The organism is Actinophytocola algeriensis, assembly GCF_014203735.1.
Classification (GTDB): Bacteria; Actinomycetota; Actinomycetes; order Mycobacteriales; family Pseudonocardiaceae; genus Actinophytocola; species Actinophytocola algeriensis.
In genome coordinates this window covers 43,384-63,420 of sequence record NZ_JACHJQ010000004.1, presented here as the reverse complement: position 1 = coordinate 63,420, position 20,037 = coordinate 43,384, and the positions used below count along the sequence as shown (strand labels likewise).

Below are 20,037 nucleotides of genomic sequence, written 5' to 3'. Positions count from 1 at the left end.
CACCCGCCCGGGGCGGCCGTGCTCGGCTGACGCCGTGGCAGGATCGGCCGGGTGCAGATCGGGATGCTGGGACCGTTCGAGGTTCGCGCGGACGACGGCACCGTCGTCGACGTGCCGGGCGCCCGGTTGCGTGGGCTGCTGATCGCACTCGCGCTCGAACCGGGTCACGTCGTCCCGAAGGCCGCGCTGGTCGACTGGATCTGGGGTGAGCACCCGCCCGCCGACGCGGCGAACGCCTTGCAGCGCCTGGTTTCCCGGCTGCGGAAGCTGCTGCCGGAAGGCGCGGTCGACGGCCACGCCAACGGCTACCGGCTGCGGGTCGAACCCGACGCGGTCGACGCGGTGCGGTTCGAACGGCAGGTCCGCGACGGTGCCGACCCAGGGCGGCTGCGCGAGGCACTCGCGTTGTGGCGCGGATCGGCCATGCAGGACGTCGGCCTGCGGGACAGCGAGGCGTTCGACGCGGCGGTCACCAGGCTCGACGGACTCCGCCTGACCGTGCTGGAGGACCGGTACGACGCGGAGGTCGGGCTCGGCCACAGCGCGGAGCTGGTCACGGAGCTGACCGACCTGGTGACCGCGCACCCGCTGCGGGAACGGCTCGTCGCCGCGCTGATGCGGGCGCTGGCCGCGACCGGCCGCGACACCGACGCGCTGCTGGTCTACCAGCGCACGCGGGAAACCCTGGCCGACACGCTGGGCGTGGACCCGTCGCCGGAGCTGTCCGGGCTGCACGTCGCGCTGCTGCGGGGCGAGCTCGGCAGGCGCGACGAAACGAGGAAGACCAACCTGCGTGCTGAGCTGACCAGCTTCGTCGGCAAGGACGCCGACATCGCCGCGGTCCGCGACCTCGTCGCGGGGAACCGGCTCACCACGCTGGTCGGGCCGGGCGGGTCCGGGAAGACCAGGCTGGCCACGGAGACCGCGCGCACGCTGCTCGGTGACCTGCCCGGTGACGTCTGGCTGGTGGAGCTCGCGGCGATCGGCGCGGACGGTGACGTGGCGCAGGCGACGCTCACCGGGCTCGGCCTGCGGGACGCCCTGCTCGGCGAGGCCCAGAACGCGGAGCCGGTGGACCGGCTCGTCGCCGCGATCCGCGAGCGGGACGCGCTGCTGGTGCTGGACAACTGCGAGCACGTGATCGAGTCGGCGGCGGCCCTCGCCCACCGGCTGCTCGGGGAGTGCGTGCGGCTGCGGATCCTGGCGACGAGCAGGGAACCGCTCGGCATCACCGGTGAGGTCCTGTGGCCGGTCGCGCCGCTGGCCGTGCCGGAGAGCGGCGCGAGCCCCGCCGAGATCGAGGCCGCGCCCGCCGTGCGGTTGCTGCGGGACCGGGCGGGCGCCGTGCGCAAGGACCTCGCGGACTCCGTACTGCTCGATGCCCCCACGCTGGCGACGATGCTGCGTGTCTGCCGGGCGCTGGACGGGATGCCGCTGGCGATCGAGCTGGCCGCGGCCAGGTTGCGCACCATGTCCATCGACCAGCTCGCCAACCGGCTCGACGACCGGTTCCGGCTGCTGACCGGCGGCAGCCGCACCGCGTTGCCGCGGCACCGGACGCTGCGCGCGGTGGTCGACTGGAGCTGGGAGCTGCTGACCGAGGCCGAACGGGTGGTCCTGCGGAGGCTGTCGGTGTTCGCGGGCGGGGCGGGCCTGGACGCGGCCGAGCAGGTCTGCGCGGGCGGTGGTGATGTCGGGCAGCACGTCGAGCAGTACGAGGTGCTCGACCTGCTCACCGCGCTGACCGAGAAGTCGCTGCTGGTCGCCGAGGGTGACAGCGCACCGCGCTACCGGATGCTCGGCACGATCAAGGAGTACGCCGCGCAGCGCCTCGCGGAGGCGGGCGAAACGGACCTGGCACGCCGGGCGCACCTCGAGTACTTCACCGATCTCGCCGCCACCGCGGAGCCGCACCTGCGCCGCGCCGAGCAGGTGACGTGGCTGGCCACGCTCGCGGCCGACCACGACAACCTCGGTTCCGCGATGCGCGGCGCGCTCGAGACCGGCGACGCGCGGGCGGCGATGCGGCTCGCGGAAAGCGCCGGCTGGTACTGGTGGCTGTCCGGTCACAAGGCCGAGGGCATGGAGCTGCTCACCGCGGCCACCGCGACACCCGGCGAGGTCGCCGACGAGGTCCGGGCCACGGTGTGCGGTCTCATCTCGATGTTCGTGAGCACCGGGCCCACGGACGAACACGCGTCGGCGACGTGGATCCACGAGGCCTACCGGCTCGGCGATGGCGCACGGCACCACCACCCGGCGCTGAGGCTCGTCGTCCCGCTGGAACGCATGATCGAGGCGCCGGACGCGTTCCTGCCCGCGTGGGAGTCGTTGCTGACCGACGACGACCCCTGGGTGGCCGCGCTGGCGCGGATGCAGCTCGGCAAGATGCGGATCATGCTCGGCGACGGCGGGCCGGCCGCGGACGCGGACCTCGAGACGGCACTCGCCGAGTTCCGGGCGCTCGGCGAACGGTTCGGGATCTCCTTCGCCCAGACCGAGCTGGCGGAACGGATCGCGTCGCGCGGCGACTTCGCCGGTGCGTGCGAGCACTACGACCAGGCGATCGCGGCCGTCACCGAGATCGGCGCCCTCGACGACGTCATCCGGATGCGGGCACGGCAGGCGCTGCTGTGCTGGCTCCTGGGCGACAAGGACCGCACCACCTCGGCCATGGCCGAGGCGGACCGGTACGCGGCACAGGTCGCGTGGCCGGGCACCCTCGCCATCCTGGCCCTGTCGAAGGCGGAGCTCGCCCGCCGCGGTGGTGACGCCGACGGAGTCCACCGGCAGCTCGCCGTCGCGCGGAGCATGCTGGGCGCCGAAGCGGACCAGGCGTACCTCCGCGCGGGGACGCACGACCTGCTCGGCTACCTCGCCGACGACCTCGACGAGGCACGTGCGCACCGCGCCGCGGCGTGCGCGGCGGCGGCCGAGGCGGGGCACTCGCACGTGACCGCGCAGGTGCTCGTCGGGGTCGCGGACCTGGCGCTGCGCCGCGACCAGTACGAGCAGGCCGCGCGGCTGCTCGCGGCGAGCGCGGCCGTGCGCGGGCTGCGGGACCGTTCCCACCCGGACCTGGCGCGCATCGAGCGGACAGCACGGAGCCGCCTCGGCGACACGGGGTTCGCCGAGGCGGCTCGGGAGGGTGCGGGGACGAGCTGGACCGAGCTGGTCGCGGTCACGCTCGCTTCGTGAACGTGGACCGCGCCCACAGGTAACCGACGAGCGCGATCCCGGCGCACCAGGCGATGGCGACGATCGCGTCGGTCCCGTCCGGTGTCCCGTCGAGCAGCCCGCGCACGGTCTCGATGATCGGCGTGAACGGCTGGTACTCCGCGAACTCCCGCAGACCGGGGCCCATCTTGTCGGCAGGCACGATCGCGCTGCTGAAGAACGGCAGCATGACCAGCGGCACCGACGCCATGCCCGCGGTCTCCGGGGACTTCGCCGCCAGGCCGAGCGCGACCGTGAGCCAGCCGGCGGCGAACGCGAGCAGCAGGAGGATGCCGAGCACACCGAGCCAGTCGAGGAAGCTCGCCGCCGGGCTGAACCCCAGTGCGAAGGCCACCCCGACCAGGGCCGCGATGGCGATCAGGTTGGTCAGGACGCTGGCGACGACGTGCCCGGTCAGCACGGCGCCGCGGGAGACGTCCATGACCTTGAAGCGGTTGATGATGCCCTTGGTCATGTCGGAGTTCACCGACGTGGCGGCGGCCCCGAGCCCGTAGCAGACGGCCAGCAGCATCAGGCCCGGTGTGGCGTAGTCGATGTAGTCGACGCCGACGTCGAACGCGTCGCCCATCATGTACACGAACATCAGCATGATCACGATGGGCATCAGGACCGCGTTGAACACCGAGGTCGGGTTCCTCGCGATGTGCTTGACGTTGCGGCGCAACATGACCGTGGAGTGGGACGTGGTGCTCATTTCGCGGCAACCTCCGTGTGGTGGCCCGTCAGGGCGAGGAAGACGTCGTCGAGGTCCGGGGTGTGGACGGAGAACTCGTCGGCGGACAGGGCGTACTCGTCGAGCCGGTCCAGCACGGCCCGCAGTGATGTCGTGCCGCCGTCGCTGGGCACCCGCAGGGCCAGCGCCTCGTCGTCGCGGGTGGCGTCGGTGAGGACCCGCGCGGCGGCGTCGAGCTCGGCGACGGTGGTGAACCGGAGCCGGACGTGCGTGCCGGGGATCTGGCGCTTGAGGTCGTCCGCGGTGCCCTGGGCGACCAGGCGGCCCTGGTCGAGCACCGCGATCCGGTCGGCGAGCTGGTCGGCTTCCTCGAGGTACTGGGTGGTGAGGAAGATCGTCACGCCGTCGGCCACCAGCTCGCGGACGATCGCCCACATGGTGCGGCGGCTGCGCGGGTCGAGGCCCGTCGTCGGCTCGTCGAGGAAGATGATCCGCGGGTCGCCGACGAGCGTCATCGCCAGGTCCAGCTTCCGGCGCATGCCCCCGGAGTAGGTCGACGCGGGCTTGTCCGCCGACTCCACCAGGTCGAACCGTTCGAGCAGGTCGTCGACGACCTGCTTGCCGCCGCCCTGCAGGTCCACCATCAGCCGCAGGTTCTCCCGCCCGGTCAGCAGGTCGTCCACCGCCGCGAACTGACCGGTGACCCCGATGGCCGCGCGGACCGCCTTGGCCTCGGTCGCGATGTCGTGCCCGGCGACCAGGACGGTCCCGCCGTCCGCCTTCATCAGGGTGGTCAGCACGTTGACCGTCGTCGTCTTGCCCGCCCCGTTGGGTCCGAGCAGGGCGAACACGGTGCCCGCCTGGACTTCGAGGTCGATGCCGTCGAGGACTGTCCTGTCCCCGTATGCCTTGCGCAGTCCCGAGACCGCGATCGCCGTGGTTGTCATGGGACAAACCATCGACGGCGCCGCTGTCACCACTCCGCCACGGCTCCGCCACGCCTCCGGACCCCGTGGCGGTGGTGTCAGGGCCGTGACAGACGGGTGTCAGGCGCGCCCGCGAGGGTGGGCCCATGACGACGCACACGGATCCGAACGGCCTCTCGAGGGAGCGCGACGCGGGCCCCTTCGACCCGCCCGGCCACCTCACCCGGTTGCGCTCGACGCGCCCGGTCAGCCCCCTGGTCTTCCCCGACGGGCACGAGGGCTGGCTGGTCACCGGCTACGACGCGGTCCGGCAGCTGCTGGCCGACACCCGATTCAGCTCCCGCCAGGACATCGGCGAGCTGCACGAGCCGTTCCCGATCCCCGGCATGCCCGCCGTGACCGAGCCGTCCCCGCAGGTGCCCGGCGTGTTCATCGCCATGGACCCGCCCGACCACACCCGGTTGCGCCGCAAGCTCACCGGCGCCTTCACCGTCCGGCGGATGAAGCAGCTCGAGGAGCGCATCACGGAGATCGCCGAGCGGCAGCTGGACGAGCTGGCGCGCCTCACCCCACCGGTCGACCTGGTCAGGGAGTTCGCGCTGCCGGTGCCGTCGCTGGTGATCTGCGAGCTGCTCGGCGTCCCGTACGCGGACCGGGAGAACTTCCAGGACAACTCCTCGAAGTTCCTCGACACGAACCTGCCGCTGGAGGAGAAGCTGGCCGCCTACGGCGCGCTGACCGGGTACCTGGCCGAGCTGGTCATGACCAAGCGCGCCACCCCCGGCGAGGACATCCTGTCCGACCTGGCCCGCGACGACGACCTCAGCGTCGAGGAACTGACCGGCATCGCCTTCCTGCTGCTGCTCGCGGGCCACGAGACCACCGCCAACATGCTGGCACTGGGCACGTTCGCACTGCTCGAACACCCCGACCAGCTGGCGCGGCTGCGCGCCGACCCGGCCTTGCTGCCCGGCGCCGTGGAGGAACTGCTGCGCTACCTGTCCGTCGTCGACGTCGGCGCCCTCTACCGCTACGCCACGGAAGACATCGAGCTCGGCGGCGAAACGATCCGCGAGGGCTCGACCGTCATCGTGTCGACCCTGACCGCCAACCGCGACCCGGACCGCTTCGACAACCCCGACGTGCTGGACGTCCACCGCTCGGCCCGCGGCCACCTGTCCTTCGGCCACGGCGTCCACCAGTGCCTCGGCCAGCAGCTGGCCCGCATCGAGATGCGCGCGGGCTTCGAGGGCCTGCTGCGCCGCTTCCCGGCCCTGCGGCTCACCATCCCGGCGGACGAGGTGAAGCTCCGGACGAACATGCGCATCTACGGCGTCCACGAGCTCCCGGTCACCTGGACGGAATGACGACGAGCGGCGATGGCGAGCGTCTCGCCATCGCCGTTCCTGGGACCGGTAGGCGGCGGGTGCTCCGACTCTGGTCGGCATGTACCAGGACCGTCCGCGCCGCGGCCTGCTCGCGCTGCTGTTCCTCGGGGTGTCGTTGGCGAGCAGGCCGGTCCCGGACGTCGAGGCGCCACCGGGTTTCGCGTTCGTCGACGCCGTGCCGCGGAACGTGCTGCTGGTCCACTACGCGCGACAGGGCGCCCGCGGCATGTCGCAGCTCATGGCACAGGACGTGTTCCAGGTCCGGCTCACGGCAGGCAACACGTCGACGTGGCAACAGACCCAGGCCGCACGATCACCACGAGTCCGCACCGGCCGCGGTGTCCGTTGTGGATGATGAGCCAGTCCGGAATCGGGAACGGTCCGGCCTACGCGGCGGTGCGCGAGTTCATCGCCGAGCTGGTCGCGGCCAAGCGCGCCGAGCCAACCGACGACCTGCTCAGTGGCCTGACCGCGGGCGATCTCAGCGACGAGGAACTGGTCGACATCGGCTTCGTGCTGCTGGGCGCCGGGCTGGACACCACGGCCAACATGCCCGCGCTGGGCGCCTTCGCCCTGCTGAGCCATCCCGGCCAGCTCGCCGCCCTGCGTGCGGACCCGGGCATCGCCGACCACGCTGTCGAGGAGCTGCTGCGCTACCTGAGCATCATCCCGTTCACGGTGCGCACCGCGCTGGCGATGGACGCGAACGATGACGAGGACCTGGAGCTCAACAGGACACTGCCGGACCGCGAGTTCGACGCACCGGCCACCCGTTCGTCCACATAGGACGGCCTACGCACCGGGGGAACGATCAGCCACACGCGACACGGCCCAGGATCGTTCGAGGTAGCGCATGAGCGCCGGATAGATGATCGCGTAGCGAAACGGCTTGATGAAAGCCATGTAGGCCTTGCCGACGGCGCCGCGCGGCTTGACGTAGACGGTCATCTGCCCCTGGTACCGGCCGCCACCCTGGTCCACCCAGGCGAGGTGCATCACGCCGTACATCGTCCGGTTCGATATCTCGTCGGCGAACTCGGTGCCGGTGAGGTACAGCGGACGGAACGGCTTGCCCGCGAGACGCGAATCCGTCGCCGTGTTGCGGAGTTCCTCCGGCACCCGGCCGAGCAGCGACCGCTCGCCAGTGCCGGGGACCGGCGGCCAGACGCCGGCGTCGTCCGCTGACGTCGAGATGCGCCCGAGTCCGAACATGCGGCCGAGCAGGTCGCGAATGCCCCACAGCAGGCGTACCGGCAGGGGCGCCGACTCGGGGAAGTCGATGAATGACATGAGGTCGATGACCGCACCGAAGTCGTCGGCCCCGCCATCGATGGGGAGAGCCCAGACGTCCTCGACGTCGAAGTCGTGGACGATGTCGGTGATGATCCATCGCTGGGTCTTCAGCACGTCGTTGGAGACTTTCATCTGCCGTGCGCTCCTTTCGCGCAGAGGTAGCGGATCGGGCGGATGATGGCGCGGTAGAACGGCCGGACCAGCCGTCCGCTGATGCGGCCGTGGCGTTCCTCGTGCCAGACACGTGCCCGCGGATGTCCCTCGATCAGCCGGTCGAGAACGCCCGTACCGAGACGGTGCGCCGGCAGCGCCGAACACACTTCGACGGCGCAGAGGTGCTTGGTGCTCACGTAGCCGTACTGCGTCGGGCTGACCAGTCGTATCGGAGCACCGTGGTCACCGTCGAGAGGACGTCCGTTCAGCCGGTCGGCCAGCAGGACATCGTCGGCGAGCGCGTCCTGCGGCTCGACCACCGACACGACTCCGTCCATGCCCTCGAACACCAGGTGGGTGACCGTGACCCCTGGCTCCAGCGCGGGTTCGACGAACTGGCGGTAGAAGTCGGCGAACCGCACGCCTTCCCAGCGCAGGTCGGTCGCGGTCCAGCCGGCGACGCAGTGGAAGTCGGCCACGATCTCGGTCCGGGGCAGCTGGGACAGCTCCGCCAGCCGCACCTCGGATGAGGTTCGCACCGCGCCGCCACCAAGGGCGATCACGGGGTCGTCGGGTACGGGAGGCGGCGGCCGGTGCAGGTGTGCCCCGAAGCGCGGAAACCCCTCCACGAGGCGTTGCCCGGGCGGAAGTGTCTTCATTGTGGCCCCCTCACCGACCGACGGTCGTTCACCGACTGACGGTCAGTCTCTATGCTTGCCCTGTGAGTGTCAAGCGACTTCGGGAACGGCAAGCAGAGGCGACGCGTGAGTTGCTGGTCGCGATCGCACGGGAGCGATTCGTCGAGCAGGGCTTCACCGCGACCGCGATCGACGACATCGTGCAGCGGGCCGGCCTCGCGAAGGGCGCGCTCTACCACCACTTCAGCGGCAAGGACGCGCTGTTCAAGGCGGTCTATGACGTCGTGCTGGCCGAAACCGCCGAGGCCGTGCTGGCCGCGGCGCTGGCCGAACGCGACCCGTGGGCCGCGGTGCGAGCGGGTTTGTCCGCGTTCCTCGATGCCTGCCTGCAGCCCGCGTTTCGGCGGGTCGTGATCATCGACAGCGTGACGGTGCTGGCCGCCAACTCGTGGGAGGGCGGCATGGAGGGCGTCGAGCTCCCGATGTTGCGCACCGTGCTGACCGCGCTGGTGGAGAGCGGCACCCTGCCAGGTGTCGCGCTCGACCCGTTGGCACACGTCGCGCTGGGCGGCCTCTACGGCTCAGCGCTGTACATCGCCCGGGCCGCCGATCCGCAGGCCGCTCGCGCCGAGGCGGACACGGTCCTCGACGTCGTCCTTCGCGGTGTGCGAGCCGTCGCCGACGGATAGTCCGCAAGCCGGTGACCATCGGGCGGCCGCCGTGGGTGTGGCGCAAGCCCGCCGTGAACCTCGCGTGCGTGGTTGGAGCTCAAGCCCTGCTCGCAAAGTTCGGTCCTGGCGCGTCCGTCCTGCCGCGTTTCCAGTGCAGCCATGGCGCGCAGATCAGCCATCGGCGCCAACAGCTTCGTCAACAACGACGCCATCTTCATGGACGATGCCGCGATCACCATTGGTGACGACGTCCGGGTCGGCCCCCGAGCGCAGCTGCCCACAGCGCTGCACCCGATGGAAGATCACGAACGACGTCGCGCCGGATGGGAGCGAACCGCCCCCCCATCGCGATCGGCGACAACGCCTGGCTCGGCGGCGGCGTGATCGTCTGCCCAGGCGTCACCATCGGCGAGAACACGGTCATCGATGCGGGCAGCGTGGTCATCCGGCACATACCGGACCACGTCTTCGCCGCGGGCAACCCGGCCCGCATCATCCGGCGGCTCTGACTGCCCGCTGTCCACCAGCGCCACAAGTTCCGCCCCGGATCTTCAGCCATCGAATCCGCCGCTGGTCCGGACAGCTCGGCCGTCGACCTGTCCGGACCAACACGGCGTGCGGCGGGTAAGCCTTCGATCAGGCGGCTGTGACCACGACCTTCCCGAATGGGCCGCGTTCGAGGTGGGCGAGCACGGACGGGAGATCGGACAGGGCGTACTCGGCCGCGATCACCGGGCGGAGGGCGATGCGGTCGACCGCGCGGACGAGGTCCTCCAGCGCCCGCCGGTGACCCACCTGCAGGCCGTCGACGCGCAGCTTCTTGCGGGCCAGGTGGGCCACGTGGCCGGCGGCGCGCTGATGATGTCCGTCTACGCACAGCAGGTGCTCGGCTACTCGGCCGTCCTGTTCGGACTGAGCACCGCGGTCTACGCCGCCATGTCCGTCGTCGGCTCCAACCTCGCCGGCCCCCTCACCACCAGGTTCGGCTACCGGAAAGTGGCCGTGTTCGGTGCGACACTCCTGACCGGCGGCGCCTACCTGCTCTCCCGCGTGGCTCCGGACGGCGACTACTGGACCGACCTGCTGCCCGCGATGGTCGTGTTCGGCGCCGGCATCGGCATCACCGTCGTGGCGTCGGCGATCGCCGCGCTGTCCAGCGTCCCGGCGGACGAGTCCGGTCTGGCCTCGGGCGTCAACAACTCCGTCTTCCAGATCGGCGCCGCGTTCGGCATCGCGTTGTGCACCACGGTGTCGGTGGCCAACGCCGACGTCATGGCCGCGGATCCCGCGGTGGGTCTCAACGAAGGCGTGCGGGCGGCGTTCCTGGCCACGTTCGTCTTCGCGGCCGTCTGCCTCGCCGTCGCCGTCGTCCTCACGGTGGCACGCAAGCGTTCCTCCTCCCCGTCCGCGTGAAAGAACTCACCGGTGCAGCACGGCCTTCGGGCCCAGGTAGAGACCGCCGTTGTTCCGAGGGCGCGCCTGCATGATGACGCTCGCGGAGTTCCCCGACCCGGCACTACCCGCCCACCAGAACGCGATCGACTCCAAGACGTGGATCCACGAGCGCTTCGGCGACCTCACCCGGCAACTGGACGTGGCGGAGCCCGCGGTGCTGGCCGACCAGCTGTCGATCATCTGGGAGGGCACGAACAGCGCGGCACAGGCCCTGGGCGCCGACGGCCCACCTGCCAGCACCCGCGCCCTGGTAACCGCGATCCTGGACCACCACACCCGACAGACACCCGAAAAGAGCCCTCCCACCAGGCGACACACCTGAACTGAGAAGGCTCTTCCTTACGGGCGCTCACTCGAACACGGTGACCACAGACGGGGGCCCCGGGACGAAGCCCGCCGGGCGGGGCCTGGGGGTTGCACCCCACGCGCGCTATGGGACAGAAGCGTGCGTTGGACTGTAGAGATCAGCTCACCTGCCCGGCCGTCGCTGTCACGAGTCTGTACCTACTAGTATGTACACTGGTTGTCATGGACACGAGAGACCGACTCATCGAGAGCACTCGGGAGCTGTTGTGGGAGCGCGGTTACGTGGGCACGAGCCCGAAGGCGATCCAGGAACGGTCCGGGACGGGTCAGGGCAGCATGTACCACCACTTTCGCGGCAAGCCGGACCTCGCGCGTGCCGCGATCAGGCGCAGTGCTGACGAGTTGCGGGACAGGGCGGAGGATGCGTTTGCCGGTCCCGGCACCGTGGTCGAGAGGATCGGCACCTATCTGGGACGGGAGCGGGACGCGCTGAAAGGCTGCCCGGTTGGTCGGCTCACCCAGGATTTCGGGGTGATGGCCGACCCGGAACTGCGTAGACCTGTCGAAGAGACCTTTGCGTGGCTCATCGACCGCCTGACCGGCCTGCTGGCGGAGGGCCGTGCGAGCGGGGAACTCGACCCCGGCCTCGATCCGGCGAATATGGCCTCCGCGTTGGTCGCGGTAGTGCAGGGCGGATACGTGCTGGCCTGCGCCGCGGGCTCGGCCACCCTCTACGCCCAGGCCGTCGGCGGCGCTCTCGGTCTACTCGCCGGCCACGTCCGGTGAATCCGTGCGATTCCGCACCAACGTAGACGGAGACCCGCTGAAATCGCTGAATTCGTGTTCCTGCCAATGACTTGGAGAACCGCTGAGATGCCTCTGGTTCGTATCGATGCCCTGAGGGCCGACAGTGATCGCCTTGATGCGCTCGGGCGTGCCGTACACAACGCGCTGGTCGAGACGGTCGGCGTCCCGCCCAACGACCTGTTCCAGATTCTGGTCAGTCACGGCGGCTCCCGCAGCACGCTCCGCTACGGCGACTTTCTCAGTCCAGACCGCGACGATGACATCGTCTATGTCGCGATCACCATGCGCTCCGGACGCACAGTCGAGCAGAAACAGGCGCTGTACCGGCGGATCGCTGAGCTCGCCCACGAGTACGCGGGCACCAAGCCGAAGAATATGTTCGTCACCGTGACCGAAAACGAATCGACCGACTGGTCGTTCGGCGACGGGGTGGCACAGTACGTCGTTTCTCCCGACGCACCCAGCCCGTCATCGGGCGCAGCCGGTAACTAGCCACTCCTGTCCAGGCACGGTCTCGGGGGCAGCTCACCGGACTTCGGCAGGGTCTCCCACCGCGGCTGCCCCGTGACCGACGAGTAGCTCGCGCCGACGGAGTACGTGCCCGTCAGGCGAAACACTGAACCGGGAGAGCTCTTCCCAGGGTGGAGCTGAGGGGGTTCGAACCCCTGACCCCACACGCCGTTCCGCTCCACCGAGCACCGTTCAGCGCCGCTCAGAGCGCACCCATGCTCCACAGCTGCTCCACACGACCAGTGCTCGCGGCGGCGTTGCTGCTGGAACTCGCGAAGGCCGGCCGACTCGGTGTCGACTGGGATGGCGCGAGGAGGCTCCATGTGTTCACCGACGACCACTCGCGGTCTGGGGACGCCCTGTTCGACAGCGCACTCGCCGCGGACGGCGCGCTCGTCGCGGACGTGAGGCAGGCCCTCGTACCTGGCCTGCACGTCCGGCTTATGGACCGCCTCGCGCAACGCGGTGTCCTGACCGCTCGATCCCGCATCGGAATCTGGCGGTTGGCCGACCGGACTCGCCGAGACCACCTGCGTACCTGACTCACCGACGTCCTGCTGGAACGCACCGCGCCGGACTGGGGCAGCGGCGCACTGATCTCACTGCTGCACATGGTCTACGCGACCTCGGTCGTCGTCAGCGGCCCCTCGGCCACCGCACGGGCCACCGCTGTCGCCGACGGTGACTGGCCCGCCGACGAGACCACCAAGGCGATCGCGGACGACTGCGCGGACATCGTGCACCACTGGACTTCGGGCAGCGGCGGAACAACCGCCACGACACCAACCTGACGTCGTGCGCCGTGAGTAGCCCGACCGACCCGCGAACGTGTCGGCACCGGCATCTCGTGGAACAGTCCCGGTCACGACGGGCGTACCTCACCGAGGAAGTGCTGACCAGAAGTCGCAGCGGTGGGTGGCGGCGAACGGGGTGGGCGCGATTCCGCTGGTGGACAAGGTGAGCACGGTGCCCGTGTCGCCGAACTCCGGCCAGTGTGGACGGCGGGGCCCATTGGGGTCGCCGTTGTGGGCGAACGCCGACCAGTAGTCGATCATCGTGGCCGACAGTCGCCGCTGCGCCGCGGTGGGCTCCGGGTAAGGGTTGGGCCAGGCCGGGTCGAGGGTCCACAGGTAGGGCATGTCCACGCCGTGATAGGCGCCCATGGGGAAGCCGCCGGTGGTGACCTGGCCGCTGTCTTCGGCGAACTCGTATGCGTAGACCGGCCGGCGGGTGGCGGCGGCTTCGGCGGTGCGCAGCACCGGGCAGGCGCCGATGGCGCCGCCCCAGTCGCTGAGCACCGTGGCCAGCGCGAGCGCGGGGCTGTCGTAGTCGGTGACCGGGTACTTCCCGAGCACGACGGTCGCTTGGTCACCGAACGTCTCGGTCAGCATCGACCGGTACTGCTCCGCGGTGAGCCCCGCCTGGTTCGACACGAACGACCGCATCTCGTCGCGGGTGCCGCCGACCAGGAGCGGAACCCGTGCGGCACCTCCGGTGCGCAGCGCCTCACCGGGCTGCTGGGGCAGCACCCGCGTCCCGGCGACCGGCCCCCACGGCCGGTCGGCCACCCGGCCGTTGACCGCCATGCCGACGCCCACGAAGATGTCGAGCAGCTCGGCCGGGGTGCGCTCGCGCAGACACCCGGCGATGTCGGCGGCCGCGGCGCAGCCGAGGTCCTCGGTCGCCCGGACACCGAACTCCTGGGCCGCGGCCAGCGTCAGCACCGGGTTGTCACATGCGCCGCTCTGGCTGATCGCACGGTGGAACAGGCCGCGCGACATCGGCGACGCGAGCTGGGCACACACGGCACGGGCACCGCCGGACTGGCCGGCCAGCGTCACGTTGTGCGGGTCACCGCCGAATCGGGCCGCGTTGCCGCGCACCCAGCGCAGCGCGGCGGCCTGGTCCATGAGGCCGTAGTTCCCGCCACCCTCCAGCGACGGCGCGGACAGGAACCCGAGCGCACCCAACCGGTAGTTGATCGTCACGACGACGAGGTCCCCGTCGACGGCGAGTTCGACGCCGTCCTGCTGCTGGGCCCCGCCGGAGGTGAGGCCGCCGCCGTGCAACCACACCAGCACCGGCAGCCGGCCACCCCGCCGGGTGTTCCGGGGCGCCGTGACGTCGAGGTAGAGGCAGTCCTCGAACCCGGCCATCCCGCGCTGCGGGCAGGGCGGGCTCGGTGTCGTCGCGTCCCGAACTCCGGACCAGGACCTCGGCCGGACCGGTGGTCGCCACCGCCGCTCGTCGACCGGCGGCGCGGCGTACGGAATGCCCGAGTAGGTCACATGATCGTCGCCAACAGAGCCGCGCAACCACCCCGAATCGACCCGGACCACACCCGGGTCCGGCGACTGCTGACTACCCAGCGCAGGAGAAGCGCCGACCACGGTAGCCCCGACGACAGCGACCGCGAACAAAGACCGGAGGAGCACACGAATCGACATGGCCATGATTCTCGGCGGCCGGCGCTGTCAGCACATTCGCTCTCCGTCGACAATTCCACTACCACCGGCGACGTACACCTCGTCACCGGGCTACCGCGGTCGGCGCAGCGTCTGGCGGCGGCTCAGTTGGCAGGCCGCTGGCCTACCACATCACCCCGTCGGCCTCGGTCACCTTCGACACCCGGCCTTCGGGGGTCCCAGATGCGAGTCGAGCAGTCGCCGTCGACACCTACCGCCACTGCATCCACTCCCTTCGTCGGCCGTCCTGATACGGGTGCCGTACGGGCAGGGCCGTGCCAGCGAGAGGAGCTAGCGTGCCGGACCGTCCGCAGCCCCCCGGCCCGGTCCGATCGACATTGGTGAGGATTCGATGATTCGCAAGCTGGCGGTGCTGCTGTCCGGGTTCGCGTTGACCGTGACCGTGGGTGCGTGCGGTGAGCCGGGTGGGAACGAGACCGCCAGCAACGGCTCCGGCGGCGGTAACCAGGCGGTGACAACCGACCTGGCCGCGCTCGTCCAGCAAATCGGGGAGAGCACTGCCGAGACGAACACCGCGCACCTGACCATGATCGTCGAGGCCGGGGGCAACAAGGTCGAGACCGAGGGCGACATCGAGTTCAGGTCCGACGACGTGGCGATGGCGTTGGCCATGTCGTTGCCCGGCCAGGGTGAAGTGTCCGCGGTGCTGGTGGACGGCCTGATGTACCTCGACACTGGGAAAGATCTTGAGCCAGGCAAGCCATGGCTCAAGATCGACCCGACCGCCGACGACCCGATGTCCAAGTCGTTGGGCGGCATGGTCGAGGAGATGCGCAAGAACGCCGACCCGCGCGCGACCGTCGAGACGTTGAAGAACGCCGGCACGCTCACCGCCGAAGTGGAGGCCGAGCTGAACGGCGAGCGGACGACCCACTACACGATCCTGGTCGACTTCGAGAAGGTGGCTGCGGAGCAGGATGACCCCGAGTTGGCGACGACGCTCGACACGCTTGGTGTCAAGGAGTTCCCGGTAGAGTTGTGGACCAACGGGAACGGGCTGCCGGTTCGTTTGAAGATGGAGCCGCCGATGACCGACCCGAACACAGGCAAGCCTGTCGAGGCGGTCATCCAGGCGGACTATACGAATTGGGGCGAGCCGGTCGAGATCGACGCCCCACCCGCCGACCAGGTCGCGGAGCTGCCGAGCTGACCAGGGCTCGTCCGGCCCCGATATGCGACAGCTACCTGGCGCGGCGATTCGTCGGACCCCCACCATGGGGATCGACTGGAGCTGGGCCCGAGCCAGCGAGCTGACGGCACTGTCGCGCGCCCGCGCACTCTGTGGACCTGCCAACGGTACTCATCAGCATGAGCGTGCACCTGCACCCGTGGCGTCCAGATCCAGCAATCCGGCGCTTGGAGTACTGCGCTATCGCTGCCCACAGCGAGGCCGCGATGGTGTCCGGCGCGCATCGCTTGTGTGTTCAGCTTGTTGGTCGTGCCGGTGACGATGACATAGGCGATACGAGGTGCCCCGGGGTGTTGCCAGGTGAGGGCAAGGACGTGCACGGCCGAACTCGGGACAATCGAATCCGCGACGGGCCCGTACCGGCGACTGGAGCCGCTCGCGGCTGCACTGGGCGACGAACATCGAGCACACGCCGGGCGCGAGGCGTAACCAGGCGCTTCCACAGGTGTTCGCTCAGCGCGGATCGGGCACTCCAGCACTCGGGCCGCCATGATCTACCAGCACGCAGGGAGCGCGATCACGCGATCGCGGTAGCGCTGGACCTCATGATCAAGGAAGCGCGGGGGGAACCAGCCGCCTGATCTGGCACGCATCTGGCACGACAGCCGTTCGAGCGAAGGTAAGACGAAAGCGGCAGGCGGGGACATTAGTCCTCACCTGCCGCTTTTCGATGTGGAGCTGAGGGGGTTCGAACCCCTGACCCCCACACTGCCAGTGTGGTGCGCTACCAGCTGCGCTACAGCCCCTTGGTGCGTGTACAAGATACCCCGGCGTTCGCTGCGTGTTGCAGTGGGGTCGGTCCTTCCGCAATGGACTGGTCACGTGCTACACCCACTCCGTGGTCGCTGATGCCCTCGTGGTCCCCCTTGTCGAGCCGGATGCGGAGGGTGTCGACCCCGCGCGACGCCGGGAGCTGCAGGAACAACGGTTGCGAGCGCTGGTGGAACGGCTGCTGGCGGCCGGTGGGCTGCAGGCCGACCGCCTGGCGGACGCCGGGGTGCGGGCCGGCGCGGACGTGTCGCTCGACGACATCCACCGGTTGCCTATGGTCACCAAGCGTGACCTCTGGGATCACTACCCCGACGGGCTGCGGGCGGTCGAACCCGAGGACGTCGTCTGCATCCACGGCTCCTCCGGGACCGGCGGGCGGCCGACTCTCGTGCCGTACACGGCCGCTGACATCGACGTGTGGGCCCAGGTCATGGCCCGCGCGCTGGGCGGCGCGGGCGCCACGCGCCGCAGTCTGATCCACAACGCCTACGGCTACGGTCTGTTCACCGGCGGTCTCGGCGTGCACCACGGCGGGATGCGGCTGGGTGCGACCGTCCTGCCGCTTTCGGGTGGGATGACGGACCGTCAGGTGCGGATGATCGTGGACCTGAAACCGGACATCCTGACGTGCACGCCGTCGTACGCGATCTTCCTCGGGGAGGCGCTGGCGGCGGCCGGGGTCGAGCCGGTGAGCCTGCGTGCTGGGCTGTTCGGCGCGGAGCCGTGGACGCACGAGATGCGCACGCAGGTCGAGCGGCTGCTGGGGTTGCGGGCGCTGGACATCTACGGCCTGTCGGAGGTCATCGGGCCGGGGGTGGCGGCGGAGTCGCTGGACTCGGACGGCATGTTGAACGTCGCGGAGGACCACTTCTTCGTGGAGGCCGTCGACTCCGACGGCAGGCCGGTGCCGGATGGCACGGCGGGTGAGCTGGTGTTCACGACGTTGACGAAGACCGGGATGCCGCTGCTGCGGTACCGGTCGGGGGACGTGGCGACGCTGGCCGGCCCGGTGCCGGGCGCGCCGCGCACGCTGCGCCGCATGTCGAAGCTGCTGGGCCGCACCGACGACATGCTGGTGGTGCGCGGCGTGAACGTGTACCCGACGGAGATCGAGGCGGTGCTGCTGGCGGACGACCGGGTCAGCCCGCACTACCTGGTGGTGGAGGACCGGCGGGCCGCGGCGCGGCCGGAGCTGTTGGTGGCGGTGGAGCAGGCCGGCGGGGCCGAGTCGCCGGCCGCCGACCTGGTCGCGGCGCTGCGGGAGCGACTGGGCATCACGTGTGTGGTGCGGGTCGTCGCGCAGGGCAGTGTGCCGCGTACCGAGGTCGGCAAGGCGAAGCGGTTCGTGCGCTGGTCGGAGGGTGCGCCGCCGGTGCGGGGGCTAGGCGGCTGACCGGACGAGCTGGTCGAGCCAGTCGGCCTTGGCGGTGTCGACGACCTTCTCGTCCACCGCGAGGGTGGGTGTGCCGAAGCCCTTGGACCCGTCCGGGAACTCCTGCTGCAGGTAGGGCGCGGCCTTGACCTCGTCGAAGTTCTTCTGCACGAGGCCGTCGTACTTGCCGCTGGTCACGCAGGACGTGAAGTTCGGGTCGGTGATGCCGAGGTCGGTGCCGAGCTTGGCGAGCTGCTGGTCGTCCCAGCCGCGGCTGCCTTCCTCTGGCTGGTCGCCGAAGAGGCTCTTGTGGTACGCGGGGAACTGGCCCGCGTCGGCGGCGCACAGGCCCGCGTTGGCGGAGTCCATGGAGTAGCCGGGCGGGTCGGAGCGCTCGTTGAGCATGGGCAGCATGTGGTACCGGACGCGGACGGTGCCGTCGCCGACGTACTTCTCGATGTCGCCCGCGTAGGTCTCCTCGAACTGGCGGCAGGCCGGGCAGAGGAAGTCCTCGTAGACCTCGAGCGTGACCTTGGCGTCGGACTGGCCGACGACGACGATGCCGCCGTCGCGCTCGACCGGGTAGTCGGGCGCGGTCGCGGACGGGGTCGTGCCCGCGTTGATGTTCTCGCCCTCGGTGGCGTTCTTCTGGTTGTTGTAGATCAGCACCCCACCGACGACGGCGACGGCCAGCACGACGACCACTACGACGCCCACCACGACCTTCTTGCGGTCGGGGCCGCTCTTGCGGGCAGCCGCGACCGCCGGGCTCCGGCCCGTTGTCTGGGCCTGCCGCTTCTTGCGAGCGTTGCGCTCAGCTCCACCCACCGATCAAGTCCTTCCCTGTGTGTCCACGGTCTCCACCTCGCGGACGGTGAGCCAGCCATCTAGCGACCACTTGCTGCGCGGCCGCACGGTCAGCCACACGGCGAGCAGCAGGAACCCGATGTCCCGCGCGATCTCCTGCGGGTACCGCGTCTCCCCCGCCGTGACCTGCCCACCCCCGCCGAAACAGCCGCAGTCGATGGTGAGCCCCCGCGCCCAGGACTGCGCCACGCCCCCGATGAAGGCGAGCAGCACGATCCCGGACACGATGGCCACGACGCGTGTCCCGAGCCCGGTGAGGACCAGCACCCCGAGCACCAGCTCGAGGAACGGCAACCCGGCGGCGACCACACTGACAGCACCGGCCGGCAACAGGTCGTAGGCCTGCACGGCGATGTAGGTCTGGTTGAGGTCGCTTACCTTGATCGCCCCGGACACCAGCCAGACGGCAGCCAGGCCGACCCTGACGAGCAGGCCGATCAAGTCGAGCGCCCGCACGGACGGACGAGCCACGCCACGAAGTTACCGAACCCGCCTTAGCGCAACCTGAGAGCCCGTCGACGCAGGTAGACCCCGACCACCACATGGTCAAGGACCTGCGGGAAACCCAGCAGAGTACGCGCCGCACCGGGTAGGAGCACCCGCCCGGCAGCAACCGTCGCGGCAAGCGGATCCGCACGTACGGCGGTGACGGCAAACGTGGGGCCTCACCCAAGGAGGCATCCACACTGGGTCAGGCACCACCCACACCGTGGGGGCTTGGAGGGCTCGGCCGCAGCCAAGGAGGCAACCACGCTGGGTCAGGCACCACCCGCACCGTGGGGGCGTGGGGGGCTCGGCCCCCCAACCTAATCCGAAACGAGCCGGCGAGCGCTCTCCGCGAGCACTCGCCGGCCGAGTGGAGGTGCCGGGAATCGAACCCGGGTCCTCTGCCGTCTCAACAAGACTTCTCCGTGCGCAGTTCACTGTGCCTCTACTTGGCCCCACCGGTCACGTGAACAAGCCGGTGTGACGAGCCCAGCCGCTGTAAGTGTCCCGTCGCAGGTCCGCGGCCAACCCGCGACGGTGAGCCTCCTAGCTGATGCCGGCAGACCGGGTCGGAGGCGACCCCGGGCCGACAGACATCACTACTCGCTCAGGCGGCGAGTGCGACGTCGCGCTGGTTATTAACCTTGGCGCTTATTGGTTTGCAGCGACGCTTGAGGTGGTCATCTGCCTGCACCTGCACGCTTCCCTTGAATCAACGTCCAGAGTCGAAACCGTTCACCCCCTTGTGGTGTGTACTTAGAGTCTAACGTGCGGACGCGTGGGGATCATCCCGGTTAACGGAGGTAGGG

The 20,037-nt window shown here is 70.1% G+C and carries 20 protein-coding genes, 1 tRNA gene, 1 other RNA gene and 2 pseudogenes; 14 read left to right on the top strand and 10 right to left on the bottom strand.

What is annotated here, in order from left to right; genetic code table 11:
• Positions 1 to 51 precede the first annotated feature (51 nt).
• On the top strand, positions 52 to 3,198 hold the full coding sequence (locus FHR82_RS18120) for an ATP-binding protein (RefSeq protein ID WP_184811647.1): 3,147 nt from the start codon (positions 52 to 54) through the stop codon (positions 3,196 to 3,198).
• On the opposite strand, the gene FHR82_RS18115 is transcribed toward FHR82_RS18120, so the two are convergent.
• Positions 3,182 to 3,931 (bottom strand): ABC transporter permease, encoded by a 750-nt coding sequence (locus FHR82_RS18115; RefSeq protein WP_225944070.1) that lies wholly within the window; start codon positions 3,929 to 3,931, stop codon positions 3,182 to 3,184. The two genes, FHR82_RS18120 and FHR82_RS18115, sit on opposite strands and share 17 nt — an antisense overlap.
• On the bottom strand, positions 3,928 to 4,857 hold the full coding sequence (locus FHR82_RS18110; protein ID WP_184811646.1) for an ATP-binding cassette domain-containing protein: 930 nt from the start codon (positions 4,855 to 4,857) through the stop codon (positions 3,928 to 3,930). The genes FHR82_RS18115 and FHR82_RS18110 overlap by 4 nt, the downstream gene beginning before the upstream one ends.
• Before the next feature lie 125 nt (positions 4,858 to 4,982).
• On the opposite strand from FHR82_RS18110, the gene FHR82_RS18105 reads away from it, so the two are divergent.
• From FHR82_RS18105 to FHR82_RS18095, 3 genes and pseudogenes are all read left to right on the top strand, one after another.
• Positions 4,983 to 6,203 (top strand): cytochrome P450, encoded by a 1,221-nt coding sequence (locus FHR82_RS18105; protein ID WP_184811645.1) that lies wholly within the window; start codon positions 4,983 to 4,985, stop codon positions 6,201 to 6,203.
• Between the two features lie 79 nt (positions 6,204 to 6,282).
• Positions 6,283 to 6,579, top strand: a complete 297-nt coding sequence (locus FHR82_RS18100; RefSeq protein WP_184811644.1) for a hypothetical protein — start codon at positions 6,283 to 6,285, stop codon at positions 6,577 to 6,579.
• A gap of 29 nt (positions 6,580 to 6,608) precedes the next feature.
• Positions 6,609 to 6,965 (top strand): annotated as a pseudogene (locus tag FHR82_RS18095) (cytochrome P450); the annotation flags it as partial.
• Between the two features lie 51 nt (positions 6,966 to 7,016).
• Here the strand turns inward: FHR82_RS18095 and FHR82_RS18090 are convergent.
• A complete protein-coding gene (locus FHR82_RS18090) occupies positions 7,017 to 7,649 on the bottom strand; it encodes a DUF2867 domain-containing protein (RefSeq protein ID WP_184811643.1) in 633 nt (210 codons plus the stop codon).
• The gene (locus FHR82_RS18085) at positions 7,646 to 8,329 is read right to left on the bottom strand and encodes a molybdopterin-dependent oxidoreductase (RefSeq protein ID WP_184811642.1); all 684 of its coding nucleotides are present in this window, start codon (positions 8,327 to 8,329) and stop codon (positions 7,646 to 7,648) included. Before FHR82_RS18085 ends, FHR82_RS18090 begins: the two co-directional genes overlap by 4 nt.
• Positions 8,330 to 8,391: 62 nt before the next feature.
• Here FHR82_RS18085 and FHR82_RS18080 point away from each other — a divergent pair, with 62 nt between their 5' ends.
• Together FHR82_RS18080 and FHR82_RS47475 are read left to right on the top strand one after the other, a co-directional pair.
• Positions 8,392 to 8,997: a TetR/AcrR family transcriptional regulator gene (locus FHR82_RS18080; RefSeq protein WP_184811641.1), complete on the top strand. Its 606-nt coding sequence runs from the start codon at positions 8,392 to 8,394 to the stop codon at positions 8,995 to 8,997.
• Positions 8,998 to 9,065: 68 nt separating this feature from the next.
• A pseudogene (locus tag FHR82_RS47475) lies at positions 9,066 to 9,488 on the top strand (sugar O-acetyltransferase).
• 127 nt (positions 9,489 to 9,615) lie between these two features.
• On the opposite strand, the gene FHR82_RS18070 reads toward FHR82_RS47475, so the two are convergent.
• Complete coding sequence (locus tag FHR82_RS18070) at positions 9,616 to 9,819, bottom strand: hypothetical protein (RefSeq protein ID WP_184811640.1); 204 nt, start codon at positions 9,817 to 9,819, stop codon at positions 9,616 to 9,618.
• On the opposite strand from FHR82_RS18070, the gene FHR82_RS18065 reads away from it, so the two are divergent.
• From FHR82_RS18065 to FHR82_RS18040, 6 genes are all read left to right on the top strand, one after another.
• Positions 9,820 to 10,392, top strand: a complete 573-nt coding sequence (locus tag FHR82_RS18065) for an MFS transporter (protein ID WP_184811639.1) — start codon at positions 9,820 to 9,822, stop codon at positions 10,390 to 10,392. It begins immediately after the preceding gene.
• 70 nt (positions 10,393 to 10,462) lie between these two features.
• On the top strand, positions 10,463 to 10,756 hold the full coding sequence (locus tag FHR82_RS18060) for a hypothetical protein (RefSeq protein ID WP_184811638.1): 294 nt from the start codon (positions 10,463 to 10,465) through the stop codon (positions 10,754 to 10,756).
• 206 nt (positions 10,757 to 10,962) lie between these two features.
• Complete coding sequence (locus FHR82_RS18055; protein ID WP_184811637.1) at positions 10,963 to 11,526, top strand: TetR/AcrR family transcriptional regulator; 564 nt, start codon at positions 10,963 to 10,965, stop codon at positions 11,524 to 11,526.
• A gap of 87 nt (positions 11,527 to 11,613) precedes the next feature.
• Entirely contained in the window at positions 11,614 to 12,039 is a 426-nt protein-coding gene (locus FHR82_RS18050) for a tautomerase family protein (protein ID WP_184811636.1), read from the top strand.
• Between the two features lie 260 nt (positions 12,040 to 12,299).
• Positions 12,300 to 12,599, top strand: a complete 300-nt coding sequence (locus tag FHR82_RS18045) for a GPP34 family phosphoprotein (protein WP_184811635.1) — start codon at positions 12,300 to 12,302, stop codon at positions 12,597 to 12,599.
• A 69-nt stretch (positions 12,600 to 12,668) separates the two neighbouring features.
• Positions 12,669 to 12,848, top strand: coding sequence for a hypothetical protein (locus tag FHR82_RS18040; protein ID WP_184811634.1), 180 nt, complete (start codon positions 12,669 to 12,671; stop codon positions 12,846 to 12,848).
• A gap of 87 nt (positions 12,849 to 12,935) precedes the next feature.
• On the opposite strand, the gene FHR82_RS18035 is transcribed toward FHR82_RS18040, so the two are convergent.
• Complete coding sequence (locus FHR82_RS18035) at positions 12,936 to 14,504, bottom strand: carboxylesterase/lipase family protein (protein ID WP_184811633.1); 1,569 nt, start codon at positions 14,502 to 14,504, stop codon at positions 12,936 to 12,938.
• A gap of 370 nt (positions 14,505 to 14,874) precedes the next feature.
• On the opposite strand from FHR82_RS18035, the gene FHR82_RS18030 reads away from it, so the two are divergent.
• Complete coding sequence (locus tag FHR82_RS18030; RefSeq protein WP_512698864.1) at positions 14,875 to 15,693, top strand: SCO4651 family lipoprotein; 819 nt, start codon at positions 14,875 to 14,877, stop codon at positions 15,691 to 15,693.
• A 712-nt stretch (positions 15,694 to 16,405) separates the two neighbouring features.
• Here FHR82_RS18030 and FHR82_RS18025 read toward each other — a convergent pair.
• A tRNA-Ala gene (locus tag FHR82_RS18025) sits at positions 16,406 to 16,478 on the bottom strand.
• A 92-nt stretch (positions 16,479 to 16,570) separates the two neighbouring features.
• Here FHR82_RS18025 and FHR82_RS18020 point away from each other — a divergent pair.
• Positions 16,571 to 17,896, top strand: coding sequence for a phenylacetate--CoA ligase family protein (locus tag FHR82_RS18020; RefSeq protein ID WP_311771149.1), 1,326 nt, complete (start codon positions 16,571 to 16,573; stop codon positions 17,894 to 17,896).
• On the opposite strand, the gene FHR82_RS18015 is transcribed toward FHR82_RS18020, so the two are convergent.
• The 3 genes from FHR82_RS18015 to ssrA form a co-directional block, all read right to left on the bottom strand.
• A complete protein-coding gene (locus FHR82_RS18015; protein WP_184811631.1) occupies positions 17,885 to 18,703 on the bottom strand; it encodes a DsbA family protein in 819 nt (272 codons plus the stop codon). The genes FHR82_RS18020 and FHR82_RS18015 overlap by 12 nt on opposite strands.
• 3 nt (positions 18,704 to 18,706) lie before the next feature.
• Positions 18,707 to 19,213: a MauE/DoxX family redox-associated membrane protein gene (locus tag FHR82_RS18010; protein WP_184811630.1), complete on the bottom strand. Its 507-nt coding sequence runs from the start codon at positions 19,211 to 19,213 to the stop codon at positions 18,707 to 18,709.
• Between the two features lie 383 nt (positions 19,214 to 19,596).
• Positions 19,597 to 19,971, bottom strand: a transfer-messenger RNA (tmRNA) gene (gene ssrA, locus FHR82_RS18005).
• Between the last annotated feature and the right edge of the window lie 66 nt (positions 19,972 to 20,037).

What these genes read in the sequence shown, in the direction of transcription:
- FHR82_RS18105 (WP_184811645.1), top strand. Translation starts at nt 4,983, where the DNA reads ATGACGACGCACACGGATCCGAACGGCCTCTCGAGGGAGCGCGACGCG.
- FHR82_RS18100 (WP_184811644.1), top strand. Translation starts at nt 6,283, where the DNA reads ATGTACCAGGACCGTCCGCGCCGCGGCCTGCTCGCGCTGCTGTTCCTC.
- FHR82_RS18110 (WP_184811646.1), bottom strand. Translation starts at nt 4,857, where the DNA reads ATGACAACCACGGCGATCGCGGTCTCGGGACTGCGCAAGGCATACGGG.
- FHR82_RS18035 (WP_184811633.1), bottom strand. Translation starts at nt 14,504, where the DNA reads ATGTCGATTCGTGTGCTCCTCCGGTCTTTGTTCGCGGTCGCTGTCGTC.
- FHR82_RS18030 (WP_512698864.1), top strand. Translation starts at nt 14,875, where the DNA reads ATGATTCGCAAGCTGGCGGTGCTGCTGTCCGGGTTCGCGTTGACCGTG.
- FHR82_RS18040 (WP_184811634.1), top strand. Translation starts at nt 12,669, where the DNA reads ATGGTCTACGCGACCTCGGTCGTCGTCAGCGGCCCCTCGGCCACCGCA.
- FHR82_RS18050 (WP_184811636.1), top strand. Translation starts at nt 11,614, where the DNA reads ATGCCTCTGGTTCGTATCGATGCCCTGAGGGCCGACAGTGATCGCCTT.
- FHR82_RS18090 (WP_184811643.1), bottom strand. Translation starts at nt 7,649, where the DNA reads ATGAAAGTCTCCAACGACGTGCTGAAGACCCAGCGATGGATCATCACC.
- FHR82_RS18115 (WP_225944070.1), bottom strand. Translation starts at nt 3,931, where the DNA reads ATGAGCACCACGTCCCACTCCACGGTCATGTTGCGCCGCAACGTCAAG.
- FHR82_RS18085 (WP_184811642.1), bottom strand. Translation starts at nt 8,329, where the DNA reads ATGAAGACACTTCCGCCCGGGCAACGCCTCGTGGAGGGGTTTCCGCGC.
- FHR82_RS18055 (WP_184811637.1), top strand. Translation starts at nt 10,963, where the DNA reads ATGGACACGAGAGACCGACTCATCGAGAGCACTCGGGAGCTGTTGTGG.
- FHR82_RS18060 (WP_184811638.1), top strand. Translation starts at nt 10,463, where the DNA reads ATGATGACGCTCGCGGAGTTCCCCGACCCGGCACTACCCGCCCACCAG.